The following is a 25,380-nucleotide window of genomic DNA, read 5'->3' as shown; positions in this document are numbered from 1 at the left end:
GAAAGCAATACACTTATATATTGCTTTCTTTTTTATTTTTTCATACATCCAATTCTATTGCAGATCTATTCAAGATCATTTTTTCATACACTTTCAAATTTTGATATACTGCTCCTAATAATGGTGCTTCTATAGAAAATTGTTTTGCTACATCTAGTAAGTATCCTTGCAAGTGCTCGCCTTCAATGGACGAATCTTTTTCCATATCACGTTGCATCGATGACTTCATATTATACGAAATTTTATCAATTGTTTTCATATGTTCTTGGACAATATTATCTTGAATTGGTGCTCCTATACATCTCATAATTTGCATACATTCTTCAAATAAGTTTTGGATAAAATCGTGTCCACCTTCACTTTCACGAATCGGTCCTATCGGTGCCCGCATTAATGTCGTCACACCCGACATTACAGCAATAAATAAATATTTATGCCACATATCTTGCATAATGTTTTCACTTAAAATAAAACTAGATTTCGTACCTGTAAATGCTTTAGAAATATGCTTTATTCTCTCTGAATCTTGAGACTTCATTTCTCCAAACACAAGTCTGTTGGCAGCGCTAGTTTGTACAATTTCTCCTTCATCGTTTAAAGTCGTCTCGATAAAGCATAAACCGCCAATTACTTTTTCCTCACCGAATTCCTTTTGTAATAGCGATACATGAGCGATACCATTTAACAATGGAATGATTGCAGTATTTTCGCCAACAAACGGCTTCAAATCTTGAATTGCCTCGTTTAAGTGATACGCTTTTGTTGAAAATAAAATAACATCAAATGGAGCAGTTCGATCTTCTTTCGTTATTAATTTCGGTTGAAAGGAAAAATCTCCGTTAACACTTCGGATTACAAGCCCTCTTTCCTCCAATTGTTTTTTCCGTTTACTACGAACAAGAAAAGTAACATCTTCTCCTTTTTCTACTAAGCGTCCCCCAAAAAATCCTCCAACGCCTCCCGCTCCTAATACTAAAATACGCATACAACATCCCCCTTTTCAAAATACAATTTTATAACATTCAGTATACATAACATTATACATGTCCCCTACTAAATAAGCTGAATTTTCATTCTTAATCAAGTATAAAACAGGGGTTATTTTCAAATGAATTTGGGCATGTTGTTTTTATAGCATATTTGGAAAGGAAACAATGTAAATGGAGGCAATACATACAATCGAGGAAAAAGATGTAACAACAGCTATATTTCAATTTATATTCCCGTTTTCTTTTAAAACTGGATATGAACAAAATATGTTCCCTTTCTTACAGAAAAATGATTTTCACCCTTTTCGACTCGATCATCTTGAAAATGAAAATACATACTACGGAAAGTTTCAAGTTTCACATCAAAATATGGAAGCATATTATCTTTCATTTACAAATAAAATACTCTTTCCTCACTCAGAGCATCAAAAAGGATTGCAGCGCTATTCTAAAGATCTTAACTTAACTGGACATTTAACAACAAATCTTATTTCCGTTCCATTCAACATTCATTCTATTGACGTAACACTTTGTCCTTATGAGCTTGGCTTCTTAACAATTCGGACAGAAGTAGAAACCGCTCCAAACATAACATTATCAGAAGCAATTGAATTTGCGGCCCGTTTCCGTGTACTTGAAACTAAAAATGATACAAACGAGACTATTTGTATTGAATGTAATGGAAAAAAGTATTCCCAAGTGGAAAGATTCATTTTTGGTTATTTATTCCATGGCATAACAGATTTCTTTGAGAAGAAGAGATTAAGAAGTTCTTACTTTCAAACCTTTCCTTTCTTTGAAGATCAGCGAATGTACGTACAAACTTTATTATCTATAAAAGAAGATATGGAGCTTACTGAAGTGGATGTTTATCGTACTTCTAGTCTTTCCGGGTTAACAAGTGATGGCAAGGCATATGTGAGTGCAAATAATTTTCCTTATATTCATGACTATTTAAAAAAACATGCTTACCAGAGATGGGCTCCAAATCGTTATTTCATTATGGAAGAACATATTTTTACATGTGTAACAAATGAAGGAGAACGCGAATTTACTAAACTTGCGAGTCAAATGTATGGGGAGTTTTATTACGCTTTATTATTAAATCTATTTCATAAAATTGTTTTATTGAAAATGGCCAACGCTTATGCTGAATTAAACATTGAACAAGATACAAATGAAATAGAGAAATTAATTTATTCAATCAATTCGTTTACGGCGAATTACTTTTCTTTAGAGCTAGTATCCCAATCACAGAGTGAAGATATTTTCTTCCGCTTAAGAAAGCTTTTTAACATCGAGATACTATACTCGAATGCAAAACAAAATCTTGATAGTTTGTTTAAATATCAAGAAAATGTTGCTTCAAAAAAAGATAGCCTTTTACTATTAATTTTAACGCTCTACTCTGTAGTAGGCCAAATGTTAGGGTTTACTATGATTGATCTGTTAAGAAACACCGATTCAAACAAAATTTCGTCACCACTTGAATTTTTCGCGCTGTTAATAGCAATTAGCGGCATAGTCATTTCACTTATTTTAGGTGCGCAAAGTTTATACCAATGGGGCATACAACATAAACGAAGAAAAGCGTGGGTAAAACAAACTGTACTTTCTGCTGTGAGAGAGAAAAATGATGAGAAGTAGGTTATTTTCACATTACAAATACGTAGTACACGTTTCAGTAAATTAAATTTTTATCGACGATTTTCCGATTATATCAGCGCAACTCGAAATATATCAGCGATTTTTAAGATATATCGACTTACCGACAAAAACCGACAAAAAACACACGTAAAAAAGTACTCCAAATTTTAGTTTGAAGTACTTTTTTAAACTATTATAGCTTACTTCCCTGCTTCGATTTGCTCTAATGCAGCAGCTACTTGTTCTTCTGTTAATTCATGTTGTATTACGTAGCGGTTACGTGGGCTTACACGGCATTCGTGAGAACATGCACGTAAATATTTCGCTTCGTTTTCTTCAGAACATAAAATTTTCTTGTTACATTCTGGATTTGCACAGTTTACATAGCGCTCACAAGGTTCACCTGTAAAGTGGTCTTTACCAACGATAACATGTTCTTTTTGATTTACTGGTACAGCGATACGCTCATCGAACACGTAACATTGTCCATCCCAAAGCTCACCTTGTACTTCTGGGTCTTTTCCGTACGTTACAATACCGCCGTGAAGCTGACTTACATCTTCATAGCCTTCACGAACTAACCAACCAGAAAACTTCTCGCAACGAATTCCACCTGTACAATAAGTTAAAATCTTTTTACCTTCAAGTACTTCTTTATTTTCTCGAATCCAATCTGGTAATTCACGGAATGATTCGATATCAGGTTTAATCGCACCTTTAAAGTGACCTAAATCAAACTCATAATCATTTCGTGCATCAATGATAACTGTATCTTCTTGTTTCATTGCTTCATAAAAATCTTTTGGCTCTAAATACTTCCCAGTTATTTCGTGTGGGTTAATGTCATCTTCTAGACGAAGTGTAACTAACTCTGGACGAGGACGCACATGCATTTTCTTGAATGCATGACCATCAGCTTCATCTATTTTAAATACGATACCGTCAAAACGTGGATCGTTGTTCATTGCTTCCATGTATTTCTCTGTTTGCTCTACAGTACCAGAACAAGTTCCGTTAATACCTTCTTTAGCTACAAGGATTCTTCCTTTTAACTCAAGTGAATTACAAAATTCTAAATGCTCTGCCGCGAATTCTTCTGGGTTTTCAATTGTTGTGTACATGTAATATAGTAATACTCTGTATGGTTTTGTAGTTGCCAATGTATTTCTACCACCTATCTAATTTTTAAAATCATGTATAAGTTAACGTCCATATCAAAACATATATAATAAGAAAATGAATCCCATTTCCTTCTCTTTATACTATTTTCTATCAGTTAACAAAAATAAAAAACAAGATTACACACCAAAACACTGTGGTTATGTTGTAATCCCAATATATTATATATCATACAAATGCAATTCCATCAATTAATATGCTGTATTATCGGCTTTATGTTCACATAAATTTCAAAAACAGCCCTTTAATTCATTATGTTTCCCCGCCTCATCACACCATAAACTCCCAATTTTTAATAACACCACACCATTCATTGTATAAAGGCATATAATTTGCACTAAGGAAACATTTGTGTTCAAATAAAAATGTAACCTAGTACATTTAAATGTATTGAAATAAAGAATAAGAATACTTACAATAATTTCATCAAGTTAACATTTCAAAGGGGAAAACGACTATGAATAAAGATATATCAAAAGATGAACATGTCCCTTCTCAAAGTACAACTGTTCAATCAGCGCATTTAGCATTAAGCGGACAAACGAAAGGCTTAAAAAGGCTATTACCATTCTTAGGTCCTGCTTTCATCGCTTCAGTCGCTTATATTGATCCTGGCAATTTCGCGACAAATATTGCCGCTGGATCACAATATGGATATTTATTACTCTGGGTAATTCTTGCTTCTAATTTAATGGCTGTATTAATCCAAACTTTATCCGCTAAATTAGGAATCGCTACGGGCAGAAACCTTCCTGAGATCGCTCGAGAAAACTTCCCAAAACCTGTTTCCATCGGTTTATGGATACAAGGTGAACTCGTTATTATGGCGACTGATTTAGCTGAATTTATTGGAGCCGCACTCGGATTGTATTTATTATTTGGGATTCCGATGTTACCCGCAGCTTTAATTACAGCTGCTGGATCATTTATTATTCTTGAATTTCAACGCAGAGGCTTTCGTCCATTAGAAGCGATTATAACAGGGATGATTTTTATTGTTGTTATCGCTTTTGGTGTACAAGTCTTTTATGCAAAACCGGAATTAAGTCCTCTACTTTCAGGACTTTTCATTCCAAAATTCCAAGGCGTAGACAGTATATTACTTGCAGCTGGAATTTTAGGTGCGACAGTTATGCCGCACGCAATCTATTTACATTCCGCCTTAACACAACGCCGCGTAGTCGGAACAAATGATGAACAAAAGAAAAAGATTTTCCGCTTCGAGTTTATTGATATCATTATCGCAATGATTATCGCTGGAGCAATTAATGCAAGTATGTTAATTGTTGCTGCTGCACTATTCTTTAAAAACGGCTTGCATGTTGAAGATCTTGATGTTGCTTTTAACCAGTTTAGTAACTTAGTCGGTCCTGTATCAGCTGCTTTATTTGGAATTGGTCTCTTATCAGCAGGACTATCTAGCTCTTCTGTCGGTACAATGTCAGGTGATATTATTATGCAAGGTTTCATTCGAATGCATATTCCGTTATACTTACGCCGCTTTATTACAATGATTCCACCATTAGTTATTATCGCTTTAGGTGTAAATCCAACTTACGCTCTAGTCATGAGCCAAGTCGTCTTATCATTCGGTATTGCCTTTGCATTAGTACCACTTATTATGTTTACAAGTAGTAAAAAAATTATGGGTGCACTCGTTAATCACCGCATAACCACCTTTATCGCTTGGATCATTGCTATACTTGTTATCATTTTAAATATTTTCTTACTGTATCAAACATTTGTAGGGTAATGAAAAAAGGGTATTCCAATTTTAATTTGGAATACCTTTTTTGAATGAAATGATTTTCTTCTAGTTACCACTTATGTATGTCCCTCTTTCTGGCATCATGACACCATTTTCAGTTCGAAAGTAAAGTGGCAATCCTTCCGCAAAAAACATACTTACCTTGGACGGATCTTGCCTTTGATGATGAATATGTAAATGCGGCTCACTTGAACTTCCTGAGTTACCGACTTGAGCAAGAAATTCTCCTTCATTTACACGTTGTCCTTCTCTAACTTTAATGGACCCTTTCTTTAAGTGGGCAAGAATCAAAAATGTCTCTGTTTCATCTATCCGTAAATATATGTAATTCCCTGCCATTGACTGAAAATCATCCAATCCGGGAATTAAATCTTTTTCATCATTATTGATTGATACAACCGTCCCAGAAGCTGGTGCCCTTACTTTCGCTCCATATATACCGTAATCCTCTAACTTACTACTTTTCACTTCAGCAGGTGGAATGAGAATATCATATGCCCATCGTTCATTCGGTTTTATAACGTGATAGTTCATTTCTAACCAATCACCACCCCAGCCTATTAATGCTCGTTCATTCAAAGGAAAACGAACTACTGCTTTAGGACTCATAGATTGTATATCTGCTGGGTAAGCAATTCTACCTATATTAGCAAACCAACCGACAGGCCAAGCTCCAATGATAGAAAACAGAATGATTAAAAATAGCGTTCTATCTATCCGCTTTCTAAAAATGCCTTTCCAAAAAAATATTATTACTGATCCTACCAAGAGGAAAACTGAAATAAAACTAAAAGCCTGAATACTCCACCAAACAAAAACTGATGTAACACCATTAGCTACATAAACTAAGATCCAACTTATAATTAAAAAAGAAACTATAATCACTAATAAAAATTTCTTCCACATGTCGCATCCCTACTCTCATATCCTTTTTCTCAATGATACAAAGTAAAAATTACGACATATAAAAGAAATACTTACGACTTTCTTACTTTTTTATACTGCGGTAATTTCACAGTGAAAACTGTTTCTTTATCGTTACTACGTACAGTTAGATCCCCTTGATGGAGCTCGGCTATACTTTTTGAAATTGCAAGCCCCATTCCTTTCCCACCAGTATAAGAACTACGTGATTTTTCACTACGATAAAATTTCTCAAAAACGTAAGGAAGGTCCTCTTCCGGAATACATTGTCCAAAATTTTTAATTTCTACTTCAACATTCATTGTTTTATTGGAAATTTCAATTGCAATTTCCTTTCCATCTTTTCCATACATAATACTATTACCTATTACATTTTCAAATAGTCTCACTATAAGTGCTACATCAACTTCTACATGCAGCACTTCATCACTTTTAATATAAAAGCTCATATTAGCATCATCTAATTGTGGTACAAAGTCAATCATGATTTGTTCAATTAATGCTTTCATATCTACTTCATCTTTATGTAATTCAATCTCTCTATAATTTATTTGACAGTATTCTAATAAATCATCTACTTGATTTTTTAATTCATAACTTTTTCGCTTTAATATACTTACATACTGTTCACATTCTTCTCCATTCGAATGAAGTTTATTTCCTAACAGATCTGCATAACCGATTAAAGATGTTACTGGCGTTCGTAAATCATGAGAAATATTACTAATCATTTCATTTTTCATTTCCTGTGATTTTTTTTCATTCTCGATAGACTCTTTTAAGCTTTTCGCCATTCTATTAACATTTGCCGCTAGTTCACCAATCTCATCGCTTTTCGAAATAGGTATATGTATTTCAAAATTGCCTTCACTTATTTCTTTCACGTTCTTGTTAATTTGAGACAACCTTTTCATCAGCGTTTTTGTCATGAATGCAAAGTATGTTGTAGTAAAAATCAAAAAAACTATAAAATATAAAAATGAATATTTTCCCTCTAAAACATTAACCTGACTATATATATTTCCAACCAAAATTTGAAACACTATTATACTTACAGTCGCTAACAAGATGCTACATATGAATGCGATAAAAAACTTAGCTCTAATGCCTTGTAATGATTTAATCTTCAATTTTATATCCGACTCCCCAAACATTTTGAATAAACTTCGGTTCTTTTGGATTCTCTTCAATTTTATTTCTTAATCTTGCGATATGAACCATTACTGTATTATTGCTTTCATAAGCCCTTTCTTTCCAAACGCTCTCATATATTTCTTCAATAGTAAATACACGATTCTTTGCAGCTGCCATTAAGTACAAAATTTCATATTCCGTTTTTGTAAGATTGATTGTTTCTCCATATAACATTACTGTTCTCGACACTTCATCTATTTCTAAACCTCTAATGTTTATTTTCTTTTCTATTACTTGGACAGCATTTTGATTGAAATATGTATACCTTCTTAATTGGGCTTTCACTCTTGCGATAAATTCAATTGTACTGAACGGCTTCACAATATAATCATCTGCTCCCGTACTAAATCCAATAACTTTATCTACATCCGATGATTTGGCGCTTAAAAATATAATTGGTAAACTATGTTTCTCTCTAATCCGTCTACACAATTCTATCCCATCCATTTGTGGCATCATAATATCCAAAATAGCAAGTTGAATGCTATTATTATTTATAATTTCTAAAGCCTCTTCTCCGTTATGAGCACTAAAAACTTTAAAACCTTCTTGCATTAAATTCACGTTCATAAATCGAATAATATCTTGATCGTCATCTACAATTAAAATTGAATTTTTCTCCATATACAAACCTCTTTTTGAAATATATTCCACAATCCATTTTATCATAAATTAAAACCATACTCCCCCTTGAATAATCTTTATTTTCAGACTAGATTATATAATAACAACACATTCTAGTTTCAAAAGAAATGGAGTGAAAGCATGTTTCCTATTTTGAAAACTGATCGACTCATTTTACGAGAACTTACTGAAGAAGATGCACCGGGTATACTACAATGCTTCTCTAATACTGACGTACTGCGCTATTATGGCCAAAAACCGTTACAAGATATTGATCAAGTTAAACAAATCATTCATAACTTTAAGTTGAGTTACAATGCAAGAAGCGGTATAAAATGGGGAATCGAATTAAAAGACAAGAAAGAACTCATCGGTACCATTGGTTTTCACGATTGGTCTTCTGAGCATAAACGAGCCAATATAAGTTATGCCTTTTTGCCTGAACACTGGGGAAAAGGATATGCGACTGAAGCTGTTTCTGAGGTTATATCATACGGTTTCCATACGATTCATTTAAAACGGATCGGGGCAATTGTATTTCTTGAAAATGAAGCTTCCAATAAAGTACTATTAAAATTAGGCTTTAAAAAAGAAGGCGTTCTAAAAAATTATATGTATCAAGATGATATCCCATATGATACGAATTTTTACGCTTTATTAAAATCGGTTTAATAGAATTCATGTGTAAAAAACCTTACTTCTAAAAAGTAAGGTTTTTTGTATTTATTCATTAGCGATATAAGCATTCTTATAAGTATAAACACCACCAAATTGATGCTTTTCAATTCCCTTTACGTAATCCTTTTGTACATATGCTGAACCAATATGATACAGCGGTGCTACAGCTGCATCTTCTAATAATACCTGCTCAGCTTCTAGCAATGCTCCCCATCGCTTCTCTGGTTCTAGTACAAAATCAGTTTTCGCTTTCTTTATTAATTCATCGAAACGAGAATTAGAGTAATTCATTTTATTATTCTGATTACCCGTCGTAAATAGCTCTAAATAACTAATTGGGTCTTTATAGTCAGGTCCCCAATTTGCCATAGTTATATCGTAATCACCTGTTTGTTCTAACTGTAATTTTTGCTTAAATGGCTGTTGTTTAATTTGTATCGTTAATCCATGTAAATTCTTTTCTAAATCACCTTTTATATATTCTGCCATACGTTTTGCATTATCTTGTTCAAATGTTAAAAACTCGAAGTTTACTTGGTCTACTCCAAGCTCTTTTTTCGCTTCTTCCCAAATCTTTTTCGCATTTTGCAAATCATATGAAGAAAGATTTCCGTTTTCTTTTCTAAAATCCTTACCAGTCTCTTTATTTACATGACCAACTGGTACCATTCCACTGGCAGGTTTTGCCCCGTTATTAATAAAGTGAGCAACGAAGTCCTCTTTATTTAACGCTAATGAAATAGATTGACGTACCTTTTTATTTGCTAATGCATTATTTTTTTCATTAAAACGTAGCATAGCAATTCCAGAATCACTCGACATATGTAATTCCTTATTCCCTTTATACTTGTCTACAAATTGAGAATTAATAGGTACCCTATCTAAATTACCAGCTTCGTATAAATTAACAGCCGTCATTGTGTCTTTTACAATATGAAAGTTTATTTCGTCTAACTTCACTTTCTTTTCATCCCAATATGTATCATTTTTCTTTAATTGAAACTCTTGTTCATGCTTCCATTTCTCTAATACAAATGGCCCATTATATATGAGATTACTAGGTTCCAATGCATAATTCTTTCCTTGTTCTTTCAAAAATGATTCATGCTGTGGTAAGTAAATAGGTAGCGCTAACAACTGTAAAAAATACGGGATTGGCTGTTCAAGTTCCACTTCCAATTTATAATCATTTATAACTTTAACCCCAAGTTCAGCAAGAGGCACTGTTCCCTTATTTATCTCTTTTGCATTTTTCACGTAAAAAAGCATATACGCATATTGAGACGCTGTTTCAGGATTAATTGCACGTTTCCATGCAAACATAAAATCATTTGCTGTCACACTGTCTCCATTTGACCATTTTGCATCTTTACGCAAATCAAATGTATATTTTTTACCATCTTCACTTCTTTTAAACGATTTTGCTACTGCTGGAATCGGCTGATCTTGATCATCTAATACATACAACCCTTCAAATATGTTCTGCATAACGTGCGCTGACGTACCATCCATCGTTTTCGCTGTATCAAGAGAAGGAATTTCTTCTGATACTGTTACATTTAATACTTGTTTTTTTGCCTCTTTATCACTTTTATTTTCCTTATTATTACAAGCTGTTAATAATAAGGATGTAACAAGTGCCATTACCATTAAATGGCTCTTTTTTCGCTTCATGAGTTGTTCTCCTTAAATATAAAATATTATAAAGCGTTATATATTATAGCAGAAATATGAACAGAAAGATGCGACATTCTTTTGAATATTTATTCGTTCAAGAAAAAAAGCTATCCTTTTTAAAAAGGATAGCTTTTTCAATTACCTATCTTTGCAAACCTCGTTTATATCGACTTGCTTCAAATATAATACGCTCTTCATCTAACGTTTTACATTCGCCATTCCAAACGACACGTTTTCCGTTAATAATTACATCGCTTATATCTTTTCCACTAGCAGCATATACAAGATGCGATAATACTTCATCTGCTGGTTGTAAATGAGGCTTATTAGACGGATCAATTGTAATGAAATCAGCGCACTTTCCAACCTCAAGTGATCCTGTTTGTTTCATGCCGATTACTTCAGCCGCTCCTTTAGTTGCAAGTGTAAGAGCTGTTTCAACCGGTAACGCTGTTGCATCTTGGTGAATACCTTTTTGTAGTAAAGTCGCTATGCGCATTTCTTCAAACATATCTAAATTATTGTTAGATGCAACACTATCTGTTGCAATTCCTACTTTCATTCCTGCTTCTAACATCGCTTTTACATTCGCTATACCAGACCCTAGTTTTAAATTACTATTCGGATTATGAGCTACTCGAACGTCATGTTCCGCTAAAAATGCACGCTCATTGTCATCTAATACTACACCGTGTGCAATCACTGTTGGTCGTTTAAACAATCCGCAACTTGCCGCATATTCTACTGGACGTTTTCCGTACTGCGCTTCAATATCACGTACTTCACGCTCTGTTTCGGAAAGGTGAATATGAACCATCGTTTGATTTTCTACTGCAATACGTGCACACTCTTCTAACAGTTCTGTACTGCATGTATATGGACTATGCGGTGCAACCATCGTAGTTAACATACCACTTTCGTTATAGTAACGCTTCACATATTTCTCAGCTTCTTCAATTGCTTTCTTTTCATCCTCTTTCGTTCCGAAGCTAAATAAAGTTCTTGAAACAGCAGCTCGCATCCCGCTCCTTGATACCGTTTCCATAATTGCATCTTGATCTACTCCAATTGGATTAAACATATCAGAGAAAGATGTTGTACCACTTTTCACCATTTCAAGTAATCCTAATTCCGTACTAGCAACCGCAAGTTCTGGAGTAAATTGACTTTCAAGTGGCCAAATTCTTGTCTCAAGCCACGGCTGTAATAACATATCATCACCAATACCTCTTAAGAGACTCATTACAACGTGTGTATGTGTATTGACAAGCCCTGGTAAAACCCATTTTCCTTTCATGTCAATTACTTCATCTACTTCAAAATCATTAGCGAATTCTCCGCTCTTCACATCTATAATTTGAGCATTTTCTACAATGATATATCCATTTTCTATCACTTCATTTTGTTCATTCATCGTTACGATTGTAGCGTTTACATAAGTTGTTTTCAAAAGTATTTCCCCTTTCAACTCTATGAAGATCCCTTTAATAAGTTACCACCATTATAGTAACTTATTAAAGATTAAGAGTCAAAAGATAATTTCAATTCTTTCGTTATCTTTTTCTTCAACATGCAATATTGTTTTTCATTTGTATCTGCAAATGCTTCTTCTCGATTTGATTCTATATCCATATAATTCAGTTTTTCATTAAATTGAGCCTCTGTAAAATCAAACCTCTGTCCATCTATAAAGTTATAAAAGTGCCACGCCTCTCTTACTTTTGTCTTTTTAATCTCTCCTCCGTATATGTCTTGAACGACCAAAGCCGTTACACCACACTGTCCCTTTGCTGGATTCTCAGTCGTCCACTTTGAACTTGTTTCAATCGACCACGATCTTATTAATGCTTCATATATTCTTTTTTCCTTTACATCATCCACTCTAATCTTCCCCTACTATTAATAGTTTTACACATCATATTTCAAAAGAGGCAGTAAACGATCCTTAAAGACCGTTGATGGTGTCTCTCCGATTAACTGTGCGCCCATTTTCAAGTAATATCCTTTTGCATTCGGATCACTATCAATCGTAAAACTTTTTAAGCCTAGTTCATTTGCTTTTTCTATTACATACTTCCAAATTATTTTCCCGTAGCCTTTCCCTTTGTAACGAGGATGAATGTACAGGAAATCGAGAGCTTTATCATTACGTAAAAATGAGAAAAATCCAATCTTCGTATTATCGTTTTCAAAAACATATACAAAATTATTATTTATATACTCTTCTGTAATAGTTAAATCTTCCTTACAGGCAATTATGAATTCTTCACTATAATCCCACGTCGCTTTTGATTGTAGTGCGAGTTCACTTAATTCATTTGCTTCACTTAATAACGCTTCTCTTATCTTCATGATTCTTTCTCCTCACCTTCGATATGTAAACTATTAAAATGATTCGAAAAGTAATTAAAAAACCCTCTTATTTTCATAAATCTTTATTATAATCAGTACGGCCTGTAGCAATGTATTTAAAGAAAAAAACGCCATCTTTGAAAGTTGGCGTTTTCTTCTTCTAAAATTTTTTTCAAACTCAATCTTTCGTTTTACTATTTCTAACGATACACACCTATACAGTTTCTACTACCGCTTCAAGCATTGTTCCATTTTTAGCATAATTCGTATGCCAAGAAAAAGCTTTTTCTAAAACATGAGGAGTTTGTCCACCTCTCGTTTTAGCTTCTTCGTAATAAGCTCTTAGCTGATCACGATACATTGGATGTGCGCAATTCTCGATAATTAATTCCACTCTTTCTCTTGGGGCCAGTCCTCTTAGATCAACATACCCTTGTTCAGTGACGATAACATCTACATCGTGTTCCGTATGGTCCACATGTGAAACAAAAGGAACGATACTTGAAATGTTGCCACCTTTCGCAATCGATTTCGTAACAAAGATAGCTAGGCGAGCATTTCTCGCAAAATCACCAGAACCACCGATACCATTCATCATTTTTGTGCCTAAAACGTGAGTAGAGTTCACATTTCCGTATATATCTAATTCTAAAGCAGTATTAATCGAGATTAATCCGAGGCGACGAATGATTTCAGGATGATTAGAAATCTCTTGCGGGCGCATCATTAATTTGTCACGATATTTTTCAAAATTGGAAAATACTTTTTGCATTTTCTCCTCAGAGAGTGTGATTGAACAGCATGAAGCAAAATTGACTTTTCCAGCATCCATAAGATCAAAGACCGCATCTTGTAAAACTTCAGAATACACTTCTAAATCTTCAAACTCCGAATCTAACATTCCATGAAGAACAGCATTAGCCACTGAGCCAATTCCTGATTGTAACGGTGCTAAACGATTTGTTAATCGGCCTACTTCGACTTCTTTTCGAAGGAACTCTATTAAATGCTGTGCCATAATAACAGTTTCTTCATCCGGAGGAACAATTGTCGAAGGTGAGTCTAATTGGTTCGTAAACACAATCCCTTTCACCTTTTCAACATCGATTGGAATGCCAATCGTTCCAATTCGATCATCCGTTTTCACAATCGGAATTGGAAGTCTTTCTCCTTGTTTACCTGGTTCATATAAATCATGCAGTCCTTCTAACTGCGTGGATTGAGCCATATTCATTTCAATAATAATGGACTTAGCATTTAAAGAAAACGCTAAAGAATTTCCTATTGAAGTTGTTGGAATAATCATGCCATCTTCAGTAATCGCAACCGCTTCCAAAATAGCAAAATCTACATCCATAACGTCAGCGCGAAGTAACTCTGATGTATGAGATAAGTGCTGGTCCACAAATAAAAAATCTCCGTTATTAATTCCTTTTCGCATAGTCGCATCAGCTTGGAAAGGCAATCTTTTCCCTAAAATTCCTGCTTCCGCAAATAATTTATCTACATCAGAACCTAAAGAGGCACCAGTATAAACATTTACTTTAAAAGATGTATCATTCTTAACTCGGTTTACAAGCGCAAATGGGACTGCTTTTACATCACCTGCACGTGTAAACCCACTTAAGCCTAAAGTCATTCCACTTTCAATCCATGAAGCTGCTTCTTCAGGTGTAACTACGCGATCTTTCAGACGTTCATCCCTAATTCTATCCAAATTATTCTCCATATGTAATCCCTCTCCCTATGAATATTCATAATTATTTTACACTTTAACAGTATCTAAATAGGGATTTCAGTATACAATGGCAAAAATTCAGACAAAACAGCGAATCTAGTCTCTAAAGCAGAATAATTTAGAATCCTAGAAGTTTACGAAAATAACTAGCGTATGATTGACTAACTGGAACCCTCTCTCCATTATCCATAGAAAGTAAAAAAGTAGAATGCGTATCAGGATAAATCGCTTGAATATGATTCACATTTACAATAAAGGAACGGTGGCATCTAATAAATGAATCTTTCGGAAGTAAGTATTCGAATTCTTGTAACGAGTATTTATGTGTCCCTGTTAACTCTTCTGCATTTACATACGTCTTTTTATCTTTCGCCTCTAAATACATGACTTTTGAAAAAGGAACCGGAATCCAGCCGTCCGTTGTTTTTAAAGTAACGACTGATTTTCCGTCCGTTAAAGCTGGATAAATGGCTGTCACGCAACCTTCAAGCTTTCCATTGTTTGAGAATGGTACGGCCATACCATGATAAGGAATACCAAAAACATCCCGATTCATAAACTCAGAGGTTTTTTGGTTTGTCACCATTGCTTTATGAGCAATCGTTCCTTCCTTTATAGGATCACCGACACTAATCTTTAAATCAATTCGTTTACTTGGCCGATAGTATATATATTCTTTCGTATTCGATACAGCAATTGAAATTTCATCTGAAAATAATTCCCCAACAACATCTAATAGTAAACCTAATGTTTTATCTTCCATTCTATTAACACCTCATTCACTATTATACTACTATTATGATTGGCCTCTGTTGCTTTATAAAAAGTTTGATTATTAATTTTATACATTTATCTCCTCATTTGCACAAGGCTTTCTATCTATTTAATTATATAGAATATAACCTACCTTCAAATATGTAAAAATGATATGAACACTACATCAGTAAATACTTGCAACACCTACAAACAAAAAGTCCAAACTATAAACAGTCTGGACTTAGCTTTCATTCTCATTTATTATGTTCTTCTAACCACGAAATCAAATCTTGAAATACTTCATCTCGATTTACTTCATGGAACATTTCATGTCTTCCATTTTCATATAAACGCAGTGTTACATCTTTCACGCCACATTTTTTATAATTCTCATATACTTCCTTTACACCTTTCCCCATATCCCCCACAGGATCACGATCTCCTGAAAAAATATGTATTGGAAGGTTTTGCGGTGTTTTCTTGAACTCTTCTAGTTTATTTACTTCTAATACACCAGAAAATAATTCTCGATAAAAACTAGTCGTACAAATGAATCCACATAATGGATCCGCAATATATTTATCTACTTGATTATTATCTGAAGATAACCAATCAAATTTTGTACGATTTGGTTTAAAGTGTGAATTGAAGTTTCCGAAAGATAAAAAGTTTAGCATCGGACTTTTCGTTTTTTCCCCGCGTAATTTCATCTCAATTGTCGCTACTTTATGACCGATACTTCCTAAAAGCCCTGGATTTCCACCAGTTCCTGAAATAAGAAATCCATCATACAATTCACCCTTCAATTGTACAGCACGCCTTGATAAAAAAGAACCCATACTATGTCCAAGTAAAAATAACGGGCATGTCTGCTCTTTTCTTATCGTTTCAGATACAAAGATAACATCAGATACAGCCTCATTCCAACCTACATTGGGTTTAAAATGACCATAATCTTCTTCTCTCTTCACCGTTTTCCCATGACCTTTATGATCATGCGCATAAACACCATATCCCGCTTCTAATAACGCATCAATAAAGTCTGTATAAACACCTGCATGTTCTGTCATACCATGTGCAATTTGAATAATCCCTTTCGGTTCACCTTCTGGTAACCACTTACGTAAATAAATTTCCGATCCATCCATTGCCGTAACGAAACTTTCCTGTACGTTCATTTCGTCAGCTCCCAACTCTATTATGTATCTCAAAAAATGAATATCCATTCATTATTCTTATTATGTATTATATGCAATTGCCTTCATTATGACAAATGACTCACTTTTCTAATTAGCTCTTAATTTAATATGTTGACGAACTATAGATAAAATTATATAGTTACTTACATAAAGTAATTATTATATTTTTAGGAGGTTTCTATTATGATGCCATCATTATTTTTAGCACACGGCTCACCGATGCTCGCTATTCAAGATACAGAATATACAAGGTTTTTAAAAACGCTTGGAGAAACATATAAACCGAAAGCAATTGTTATTTTCACTGCTCACTGGGAAAGCGAAGTACTAACGATTTCCTCATCAGATAACGAATATGAAACAATTTATGATTTTGGAGGTTTTCCTCCAGAGTTATACGAAATTAAGTATCGTGCAAAAGGTTCTTCTAGCATTGCATCCATGTTAGAAACAAAGTTTAAAAACAAAGGTATTCCAGTTCATCATAATATGACGAGAGGTTTAGATCATGGCTCATGGACACTATTGCACCGTATGTATCCAGAAGCAAATATTCCTGTCGTACAAATATCAGTCAATCCATTCCTTCCTGCAAAAGAGCAATTTAAGGTTGGAGAAGCATTAAAAGGACTTGGACAAGAAGATATTTTAGTAATTGGTAGCGGTGTTACCGTTCATAACTTACGAGCACTGAAATGGAATCAAAGTACACCCGAACAATGGGCAATTGAATTTGATGATTGGATTATAAAACATATGCAGACTAACGATAAAGATGCATTATTTCATTGGGAGAAAAATGCCCCTCATGCTCAATTAGCTGTACCAAGAGCAGAGCATTTTGTTCCTTTATTTATCGCTATGGGAAGTGGTGAAAATAGTGGTGAAGTCATTCACCGCAGTTACGAGCTTGGTACGTTAAGTTATCTTTGCCTCCAATTTTAAATAAAAAGGATGAAGTAATCATTGCTTCATCCTTTTCTTTTTCATTCACCTAGTTAACTAACTTCCAAATGTCGTTTCTCTGATACCTCTTCGTTCTTATTATGAAAATAAACCCAAATGCACGCAATAAATAATAGTGATGATGTAGAGAAGAAAACATATTGGAAGCCTGCATGTGCTGCAATTTGTCCACCAAGTACTGGTCCAATCATATTTCCTAAAAACTGAAACGATTGATTATACCCAAATATTCGTCCCGTTACATGAGTTGGTGTATGTTGTTTTAGTAGAGTTTGTACGGAAGGTAATAATCCTGCTTGTGCGATACCTAATAAAAATCGAAGAATTAATAGTTGCCAAGCTGAGGTTACAAATGCTTGCGGGATAAAAATAATTCCTGCAGCAAACAACGCTACAACTAACGTTTTTTGAGGACCGATATGATCTGATAATCGTCCTAATCTTGGTGCTGCCAAAATAACAGCTAATCCTGTCGCTGACATAACGGCGCCTGCAATTGTTTCAATATGCGCTGTTTGAGGACCAACTAAATTTTTCACGTACAATGTAACAATTGGCTGAACAGACATATTAGCAAGTTGAATAATAAATGTTGTTACAAACAAACTAATAATTAAATGCTTAGCTGGAACCATCGTCCATACTTTTTTCGTTTGTACTTTTTTTGCTTGAGCAGAGTGATTTTCTTCATGTAGAAAGAAAAAAACGATGAGAAAGGAAAGGAATAAAAAAGCTCCTGTAACAAGAAAAACATGACGCATTCCAATTAACTCAGATAAATAACCTCCAAGTAATGGACCAAGTAATGAACCGCTCACGCCACCAGTTGAAATTGTAGAAATTGCCCAACCTGAATGCTCTTTCGGAGTTTCTGCTGCAATAAATGTCATCGCTGTTGAAAGGAAACCAGATACTGCTCCCATCAAAAATCTTAGTGCGACTAGCTGATACACATCCGTTACAAACCCCATTAGCGTCATAATAATCGCCATACCAAGGCTCGCACGAATTAGCATCAATTTCCGTCCATGTATATCACCAAGCTTTCCCCATATTGGTGATACGATCGCACCCATTAAAAATGTTACACCAAATGCAAGTCCCGACCACTGTGCAATACTAGAAGTGCCCGTCACACCTAATTCCTCAATATAAAAAGATAAAAAAGGAATTACTAAACTCATACCGGCTGCAGTGGTAAAACAACCTAGCCAACAAATCATTAAATTTCGTTTCCAGCTGGCCATTTTCACACCTTCTTTCTTTAGATACCCATTCTACACCCTTTCTTGTAAAAAGTTTAGTAATTTGCTTTATTTGTAAGATTTACTACAAAACCCGCTATTTTCTAATAAAAATCACTACATTCCCACATTTTTTTCATAATAAAACCAACTCCACCTAAATGAAGTTGGTTAATAACCCATGATTGGTACTAAACGTGCATTACAACATCTCTCATAAAACTCAATTGGGCCCGCTTGCCCAATAATTGCATATTCATAACCCTCTTACTTCATACTATGCAGACTACAATGTAACAATTGCTTCCCTATACCTTTCACACGATTTTGTTTCGCCGTGCCCATTGGACCAAACAATCCTTTCTTTCCTCTCACTACGTCATAACAAGCAAAACCTACTATCACTTCTTCTTGTTCTGCTATATAAATAGGTACATTTTCTTTATATGTACGAAATCCGTACTCTATCGAATGTAACCAACGTTCACCGAATTCCTCACTAACAAAACTTACTAATTTCCCAAAATCAGAAGAGTTAGCCTTTCTAACATGACAAGTTAAATGAGTATAAGCAGGAACAAAACATTTTAAATCAACCGCTAAATCTCTTGGCTCTTCTACAATACGTAATATCTCTTTTTGTATTTGTGGATTTTCAATAAACGTATCCACGCGAAAGAGTGCATATATAACATGTCCTTCGTTCATTAATAGTTGCTGAAAACGTTCCATACGTTTTTTCGCTATTTGTAAAACTTCTAGCGTCTTATATGATAACTTATAATGCCCTATTTTTTTATACTCTTGATTCGTTAAATCATTTTGTTTTCGTATTGAAAGCTTTTCTAAAAAATCTGTACCCACGTTACGAAACAAATACATATACAACTCGCTGCATACGCCAGTACCTTCTTTACACATGCCAATAAATAAATGAACTGGTTGAATGATATTACTTTCTCCCTCTTCTGCTGCAATCTTCAATATGTTATGCACACGTTTTGTAAATTGAAATCCCTCCATATGTATTTCCTTCCCCTACTTTACTATTAAACCGTAACTATAAATAAGTGAAACAATGATTCCAACTACTAATATACCTGGAAGTAAATTTGCGACTTTAATTTTAATAAATCCCAGTAAGTTCAATCCAATAGCAGCTATCATAATACCGCCTGTAGCTGTCATTTCCACTATAAATTGATTCATTAATTCTTTCGGGACAACACTATTAATTTGTGTTGCAAAAACTGCGATGCCACCTTCATATAAAATTACTGGAATCGCTGAAAATACTACGCCAATCCCTAGAGTTGTCGTTAATATAATAGAAATAAATCCGTCGATAATCGCCTTCGTAAATAAAATATCGTGATTTCCGCGAATACCACTGTCGAGTGCACCCAGTATCCCCATCGCACCAATTGCAAAAATAAGTGTAGCTGTTACAAACCCTTCTGATATGCTCCCTTTCCCTTTTGATCCAACTTTATTTTCTAGCCAATCCCCTAACTGTTTTAACTTTCCTTCTAATTGTAACCATTCCCCAATGACCGTACCAATTACTAAACTTAAAATGACAACTAGAAAATTTTCACTTTTTAATGCCATTTGAAGTCCAAGCACAGTAACCGCTAAACCGATTGCGTGCATGATCGTTCCCTTCATACTTTCTGGAATCTTACTAAATAATTTACCTAGTAAAGTACCAAATATAATACAAACCCCATTTACAACTGCTCCTAATATAACCATTTCTCGTTCTTCACCCTTCGAATTCTTTATTTCTATATTTTGGTTTACACATTGATTTACAGGTTATCTATATGTTAACTTAATATTGAGAATATTAACAAATGTTTTTCACTACATAAACCGCATTTTTTTGTATCTGTACATACACCAATTACTTTTTTATAGACTCATTGCTAATCTAATTGCGAGATAAACTCAAAAGGGAAGGTATTTATGAAAACTTTACTAAAACGATTTTTGTTAATAGCCTTTTGTATTACACCAATTGTTGTATTAATTAACCACTCTTTTACTTCAAAGGCGACAGACAAACCCGATTTCCAAAACAAATCTAGTAAAACTACTTCAAAAAGCGACAAGAAAATAGAAGACCCGGAAATTACACTCACCTTCTCTGGTGATACAATGTTCGATTGGCAATTACGTCCGGTAATCGAAAAAAACGGGGCTGATTATCCATTCCAGCATGTAAAAGAAGAAATAACAAAAGCTGATATTTCTTTCGTTAATTTAGAGTCAGCATTTACAACGAAAGAAAAGAAAGCTCCTGGACAACTGTTTTGGATTAAAAGTGATCCATCCACGCTTCAAGCGATAAAAAACACTGGATATGACATCGTAAATATTGGGAATAACCATACACTTGATTATGGACAAGATGGATTATTAGACACGATTTCTCACGTAGAAAAATTAAAGTTCCCTTACATTGGAGCCGGAAAAAATGCAAAAGATGCATATACTGCACGAGAAATGACTGTAAAAGGAAAAAAATTCAAATTCCTTTCATTCGTCCGATTTATGCCTGATTTTACTTGGGTAGCTGATGACAATAAACCTGGCGTTGCGAACGGGTATGATTTAAATCTTGTAACAAAAACAATTAAAGAGCAAAAGAAAGATGCAGACTATTTAATTGTCTATATGCATTGGGGTGTCGAAAAATCAAATCGTCCGGTAGATTATCAAAAACAATATGTAAATAAAATGGTTACAGCAGGAGCCGACGCGATTGTCGGAAGTCATCCACATTGGTTACAAGGGTTTGAATATTATAATAACGTTCCTGTCGCTTACTCATTAGGAAACTTTTTATTCCCAAGTTATGTGAACGGAAAAAGTGCTGAAACTGGTGTATTAACTTTAACTTTTAAAGGAAAGGATGTCCAAATGTCATTCAATCCTTATATCATCCGTAACAACCAAGTTTCCCCTGTAAATGAGGAAGAAAAGAGAAAAGCTCTACAATATTTACAAGAAGTTTCAAGCGATGTAGAAATTGATGATACCGGAAAAATAAAAAACAGACGAAACTAAACAGCACATAATCTATTTTCCTGTAATATACATTAAAGAATAGGTGATGAACATGCTAAAAGATTTATTAGAAAATGTAAGTTTGTTAGAGAATATTTATAAAATGTCTATAGCCGTTCTACTTTTATGTTCACTTTTCTCTGTTAGACTCCTAAAAAAACTAAAACGGGAACGAAAACTTACTACCTTTGAATTTACTATGTATGTAATCATTCGTATTGCGATACTCTTTTGGTTAGCTAGCTTTATTCTTCTTGAATTTAATGAATATCTAGTTTAACTATAAAAAAGATAGAACAAGCATTATATTTCCTCGCTTGTATCTATCTTTTTTATTTGGGTGCTAACTCTTTCCTTCCATTAAATAAGCAAATCAAACAAAACAGGATTTTTATTAAGCTCCATAAATTGAATGTTATTTTCTTTAAAACGGGTAATTAATTGCTCGTAATCTTCTTTATGTTTTAATTCTACTCCGACTAATGCTGGACCATTTTCCTTATTATGTTTCTTAATATACTCAAAGCGAGTAATATCATCTTCTGCTCCTAATCCTTTATCAAGAAATTCTCTTAACGCACCTGAACGCTGTGGGAATTCAATGATGAAATAATGCTTTAACCCTTCGTAAATAAGAGAACGTTCTTTCATTTCTTGCATTCTATCAATATCATTATTCCCACCACTTAGCGTACATACAACTGTTTTACCTTTTATTTCATCTCTATATAAATCAAGCGCTGCAATAGATAGCGCACCAGCCGGTTCAGCTACAATTGCATTTTTCTTATACAGTTCTAAAATCGTCGTACAAACCTTTCCTTCTGGTATTAAAACAATATCATCAATTACATCTTTACACGTTTCAAATGTTAACTTTCCTACCTTTTTAACAGCTGCCCCATCAACAAAACTATCTATTTTCTCCAATGCGACATTTTCATTTTGAAGAAAAGCCTCTTTCATAGATGCAGCTCCCATTGGCTCTACACCAATGATCTTTGTAGCAGGACTAACACCTTTCACATATGTACCAACTCCTGATGCTAATCCACCACCGCCAATTGCTGTAAAGATATAATCAACCGTTTTCTCCATATCATGCATAATTTCAACTGCGACTGTCCCTTGACCAGCAATAACATATGGATCATCAAATGGGTGAACAAACGTCATCCTATTTTCTTCACAATAGCGCTGTGCTTCTTGGAAAGAGCTATCAAATGTATCACCAACTAATACAATTTCTGCGAAATCACCACCGAAAAATTGTACTTGTGACACTTTTTGTTTAGGTGTCGTCGTCGGCATGAAAATTTTTGACGGAATCTTCAATAAATTACACGTATAAGCTACTCCTTGCGCATGATTACCAGCACTTGCACAAACAACACCGTTTTGTAATTGCACTTTCGGTAAACTTTGAATTAGATTATACGCACCACGAATTTTGAAAGAGCGAATTAATTGTAAGTCTTCTCTTTTTACATAAACGTCACAATCATATTTCTCAGATAAAACTGTATCACGTTGTAACGGTGTTTTAATAACGATATCTTTCATGCAATTATGAGCCATTAAGATATCTTCAATTTTCACTCTCTCCTTTACCTTTTGCACCATTTCATATCATCCTTATCTCTTTTATATTGGCTCAATCAAAATTTGGGACTTTTAAGACTGCACCTGTATTCGCCGACGTTACCATCTGTGCGTAGCGCCCAAGCCATCCCGTTTTCACTTTCGGTTCTGGTCGTTTCCATTCTTTTTTACGCTTATCTAATTCTTCATCACTAATTCTTACTTCTAACAACCTTTCCTCAACATCGATACAAACGATATCCCCTTGTTCAAGAAGTGCAATCGTTCCGCCCGCAGCTGCTTCTGGTGAAATATGCCCTACTGAAATACCACGTGAAGCACCAGAGAAACGACCATCCGTTAATAGCGCAACATCTGCACCTAATCCCATGCCAGCAATTGCTGACGTTGGTGCTAACATTTCCGGCATACCAGGACCGCCTCTTGGTCCTTCATAACGAATAACAACTACATCGCCTTTCTTCACTTTCCCAAGCATAATACCCGCAAGAGCCTCATCTTGTGAATTAAAAATAACGCATGGTCCTTCAAATCGTTTTACTTCAGTTGCCCCACTTTTAATAACTGCCCCATCCTTCGCAAGGTTTCCTTTTAATATACGTAATCCACCTTCTTCACTATGAGGGTTTTCAAGAGAATGAATAACTTCCTTATCTTTAATCTCTGCATGAGCAATGTTCTCTCTTAACGTCTGCCCCGTAGCAGTAATACGATCTAAATGAAGTATTCCTTCTTTTCGGCTCATCTCTTTCAAAATTGCACTAATCCCGCCTGCACGATCAATATCTTCCATATGCCAATTGGAAGCAGGGCTTACTTTACATAAATGTGGTACACGCCTTGAAACGGCATCAATACGGCTCATATCATAATCTAGTCCTGCCTCATGTGCGAGTGCTAATGTATGTAACACTGTATTTGTTGAACCGCCCATCGCCATATCAAGCGCGAACGCATCATCAATTGCTTCTTCTGTTACGATGTCTCTCGGTTTAATATCTCTTTCAATTAAAATCTTTAATTTTTCTGCTGCTTCTTTAATTAACTCCTCACGTCTCGGATCAATAGCCAAAATACTTCCGTTACCAGGAAGAGCTAAACCTAACACTTCACATAAACAGTTCATAGAGTTCGCTGTAAACATACCGGAACAAGAACCACAAGATGGACAGCCATGATCTTCAATATCCTTTAATTCTTCTTCTGAAATTTTCCCAGATTGATACGCTCCTACTCCTTCGAAAACAGAACTTAAATCGACAACTTCTCCTTTAGATGTTTTTCCTGCTGCCATCGGGCCGCCCGAAACAAACACAGTCGGAATGTTAATACGTAGTGCAGCCATCATCATACCTGGTGTAATTTTGTCACAGTTTGGAATACAAATCATGCCATCAAACCAATGTGCGTTTACAACCGTTTCCACTGAATCTGCAATAATTTCACGACTCGGAAGCGAATAACGCATACCGATATGCCCCATCGCAATACCGTCATCTACTCCAATTGTATTAAATTCAAAGGGAACCATGCCTGCTGCACGTACTGCTTCTTTAACAAGTTTCCCAAACTCATTTAAGTGCTTATGACCTGGAATAATTTCAATAAAAGAATTACAAATAGCTATAAACGGTTTATCAAAATCTTCATCTTTCAAACCAGTTGCTTTTAATAAACTACGATGCGGCGCTTTATCAAAACCTTTTTTAATCATGTCACTTCTCATCTTGTCAAATCCCCTCTTACGTATTTTTCACTTACAATCTATTAC

The 25,380-nt window shown here is 34.7% G+C and carries 22 protein-coding genes and 1 pseudogene; 6 read left to right on the top strand and 17 right to left on the bottom strand.

The annotated features are described in order from the left end of the window. Positions 1 to 40: 40 nt before the first annotated feature. A complete protein-coding gene (panE, locus tag MR147_RS01775) occupies positions 41 to 985 on the bottom strand; it encodes a 2-dehydropantoate 2-reductase (protein WP_074608438.1) in 945 nt (314 codons plus the stop codon). Positions 986 to 1,160: 175 nt separating this feature from the next. On the opposite strand from panE, the gene MR147_RS01770 reads away from it, so the two are divergent. After that, a complete protein-coding gene (locus MR147_RS01770) occupies positions 1,161 to 2,636 on the top strand; it encodes a hypothetical protein (protein WP_074608436.1) in 1,476 nt (491 codons plus the stop codon). Positions 2,637 to 2,836: 200 nt separating this feature from the next. Here MR147_RS01770 and trhO read toward each other — a convergent pair whose 3' ends face one another. Continuing rightward, positions 2,837 to 3,796, bottom strand: a complete 960-nt coding sequence (gene trhO / locus MR147_RS01765; RefSeq protein WP_000246230.1) for an oxygen-dependent tRNA uridine(34) hydroxylase TrhO — start codon at positions 3,794 to 3,796, stop codon at positions 2,837 to 2,839. A 476-nt stretch (positions 3,797 to 4,272) separates the two neighbouring features. On the opposite strand from trhO, the gene MR147_RS01760 reads away from it, so the two are divergent. Continuing rightward, positions 4,273 to 5,568, top strand: coding sequence for an Nramp family divalent metal transporter (locus tag MR147_RS01760; protein WP_070805763.1), 1,296 nt, complete (start codon positions 4,273 to 4,275; stop codon positions 5,566 to 5,568). 60 nt (positions 5,569 to 5,628) lie between these two features. Here MR147_RS01760 and MR147_RS01755 read toward each other — a convergent pair whose 3' ends face one another. From MR147_RS01755 to MR147_RS01745, 3 genes are all read right to left on the bottom strand, one after another. Next, on the bottom strand, positions 5,629 to 6,489 hold the full coding sequence (locus MR147_RS01755) for a M23 family metallopeptidase (RefSeq protein WP_074608434.1): 861 nt from the start codon (positions 6,487 to 6,489) through the stop codon (positions 5,629 to 5,631). Between the two features lie 71 nt (positions 6,490 to 6,560). Further along, positions 6,561 to 7,661 (bottom strand): sensor histidine kinase, encoded by a 1,101-nt coding sequence (locus tag MR147_RS01750; RefSeq protein WP_242303566.1) that lies wholly within the window; start codon positions 7,659 to 7,661, stop codon positions 6,561 to 6,563. After that, a complete protein-coding gene (locus MR147_RS01745) occupies positions 7,627 to 8,325 on the bottom strand; it encodes a response regulator transcription factor (RefSeq protein ID WP_074608440.1) in 699 nt (232 codons plus the stop codon). Before MR147_RS01745 ends, MR147_RS01750 begins: the two co-directional genes overlap by 35 nt. A 141-nt stretch (positions 8,326 to 8,466) precedes the next feature. Here MR147_RS01745 and MR147_RS01740 point away from each other — a divergent pair, with 141 nt between their 5' ends. Beyond that, on the top strand, positions 8,467 to 8,997 hold the full coding sequence (locus MR147_RS01740; protein ID WP_029440879.1) for a GNAT family N-acetyltransferase: 531 nt from the start codon (positions 8,467 to 8,469) through the stop codon (positions 8,995 to 8,997). A gap of 51 nt (positions 8,998 to 9,048) precedes the next feature. Here MR147_RS01740 and MR147_RS01735 read toward each other — a convergent pair whose 3' ends face one another. The 7 genes from MR147_RS01735 to MR147_RS01705 all read right to left on the bottom strand — a co-directional run bounded on the left by MR147_RS01735 (position 9,049) and on the right by MR147_RS01705 (position 16,704). Then, a complete protein-coding gene (locus MR147_RS01735) occupies positions 9,049 to 10,677 on the bottom strand; it encodes a peptide ABC transporter substrate-binding protein (RefSeq protein ID WP_074608431.1) in 1,629 nt (542 codons plus the stop codon). 145 nt (positions 10,678 to 10,822) lie between these two features. Further along, positions 10,823 to 12,148 carry a bifunctional S-methyl-5'-thioadenosine deaminase/S-adenosylhomocysteine deaminase gene (locus MR147_RS01730; protein ID WP_139302809.1) on the bottom strand — a complete coding sequence of 442 codons (1,326 nt, stop codon included), beginning with the start codon at positions 12,146 to 12,148 and terminating at the stop codon, positions 10,823 to 10,825. A 53-nt stretch (positions 12,149 to 12,201) separates the two neighbouring features. Beyond that, on the bottom strand, positions 12,202 to 12,561 hold the full coding sequence (locus tag MR147_RS01725) for a YunG family protein (RefSeq protein ID WP_000342916.1): 360 nt from the start codon (positions 12,559 to 12,561) through the stop codon (positions 12,202 to 12,204). A 27-nt stretch (positions 12,562 to 12,588) separates the two neighbouring features. Then, positions 12,589 to 13,032 carry a GNAT family N-acetyltransferase gene (locus MR147_RS01720; protein ID WP_000701903.1) on the bottom strand — a complete coding sequence of 148 codons (444 nt, stop codon included), beginning with the start codon at positions 13,030 to 13,032 and terminating at the stop codon, positions 12,589 to 12,591. Positions 13,033 to 13,246: 214 nt separating this feature from the next. Continuing rightward, positions 13,247 to 14,761 carry an acetyl-CoA hydrolase/transferase family protein gene (locus tag MR147_RS01715; RefSeq protein ID WP_000429782.1) on the bottom strand — a complete coding sequence of 505 codons (1,515 nt, stop codon included), beginning with the start codon at positions 14,759 to 14,761 and terminating at the stop codon, positions 13,247 to 13,249. A gap of 127 nt (positions 14,762 to 14,888) precedes the next feature. Continuing rightward, positions 14,889 to 15,533 (bottom strand): LytTR family DNA-binding domain-containing protein, encoded by a 645-nt coding sequence (locus MR147_RS01710; RefSeq protein ID WP_000389714.1) that lies wholly within the window; start codon positions 15,531 to 15,533, stop codon positions 14,889 to 14,891. A gap of 247 nt (positions 15,534 to 15,780) precedes the next feature. Beyond that, a complete protein-coding gene (locus tag MR147_RS01705) occupies positions 15,781 to 16,704 on the bottom strand; it encodes an alpha/beta hydrolase (RefSeq protein WP_074608427.1) in 924 nt (307 codons plus the stop codon). Positions 16,705 to 16,908: 204 nt separating this feature from the next. On the opposite strand from MR147_RS01705, the gene MR147_RS01700 reads away from it, so the two are divergent. Next, a complete protein-coding gene (locus MR147_RS01700) occupies positions 16,909 to 17,670 on the top strand; it encodes a DODA-type extradiol aromatic ring-opening family dioxygenase (protein WP_074608426.1) in 762 nt (253 codons plus the stop codon). Positions 17,671 to 17,723: 53 nt separating this feature from the next. On the opposite strand, the gene MR147_RS01695 is transcribed toward MR147_RS01700, so the two are convergent. The 3 genes and pseudogenes from MR147_RS01695 to MR147_RS01685 form a co-directional block, all read right to left on the bottom strand. Then, positions 17,724 to 18,938: a multidrug efflux MFS transporter gene (locus tag MR147_RS01695; RefSeq protein WP_002194988.1), complete on the bottom strand. Its 1,215-nt coding sequence runs from the start codon at positions 18,936 to 18,938 to the stop codon at positions 17,724 to 17,726. 168 nt (positions 18,939 to 19,106) lie between these two features. Further along, positions 19,107 to 19,958 (bottom strand): annotated as a pseudogene (locus tag MR147_RS01690) (GNAT family N-acetyltransferase). Positions 19,959 to 19,973: 15 nt separating this feature from the next. Beyond that, a complete protein-coding gene (locus MR147_RS01685) occupies positions 19,974 to 20,690 on the bottom strand; it encodes a DUF554 domain-containing protein (RefSeq protein ID WP_071730305.1) in 717 nt (238 codons plus the stop codon). 213 nt (positions 20,691 to 20,903) lie between these two features. Between MR147_RS01685 and MR147_RS01680 the strand changes: the two genes are divergently transcribed. Both MR147_RS01680 and MR147_RS01675 read left to right on the top strand, forming a co-directional pair. Further along, entirely contained in the window at positions 20,904 to 22,007 is a 1,104-nt protein-coding gene (locus MR147_RS01680; protein ID WP_074608423.1) for a CapA family protein, read from the top strand. 52 nt (positions 22,008 to 22,059) lie between these two features. Continuing rightward, positions 22,060 to 22,287 carry a hypothetical protein gene (locus tag MR147_RS01675; protein ID WP_074608421.1) on the top strand — a complete coding sequence of 76 codons (228 nt, stop codon included), beginning with the start codon at positions 22,060 to 22,062 and terminating at the stop codon, positions 22,285 to 22,287. An 80-nt stretch (positions 22,288 to 22,367) separates the two neighbouring features. On the opposite strand, the gene ilvA is transcribed toward MR147_RS01675, so the two are convergent. Continuing rightward, a complete protein-coding gene (gene ilvA, locus MR147_RS01670) occupies positions 22,368 to 23,630 on the bottom strand; it encodes a threonine ammonia-lyase IlvA (protein ID WP_074608419.1) in 1,263 nt (420 codons plus the stop codon). Positions 23,631 to 23,661: 31 nt separating this feature from the next. Then, the gene (gene ilvD, locus MR147_RS01665; protein ID WP_074608418.1) at positions 23,662 to 25,335 is read right to left on the bottom strand and encodes a dihydroxy-acid dehydratase; all 1,674 of its coding nucleotides are present in this window, start codon (positions 25,333 to 25,335) and stop codon (positions 23,662 to 23,664) included. Between the last annotated feature and the right edge of the window lie 45 nt (positions 25,336 to 25,380).

This window comes from Bacillus cereus group sp. BfR-BA-01350 (assembly GCF_022663775.1).
GTDB lineage: Bacteria > Bacillota > Bacilli > Bacillales > Bacillaceae_G > Bacillus_A > Bacillus_A paranthracis.
The sequence above is the reverse complement of the archived record's forward strand: the minus strand, read 5'-3'. Positions and strand labels throughout refer to the sequence as shown.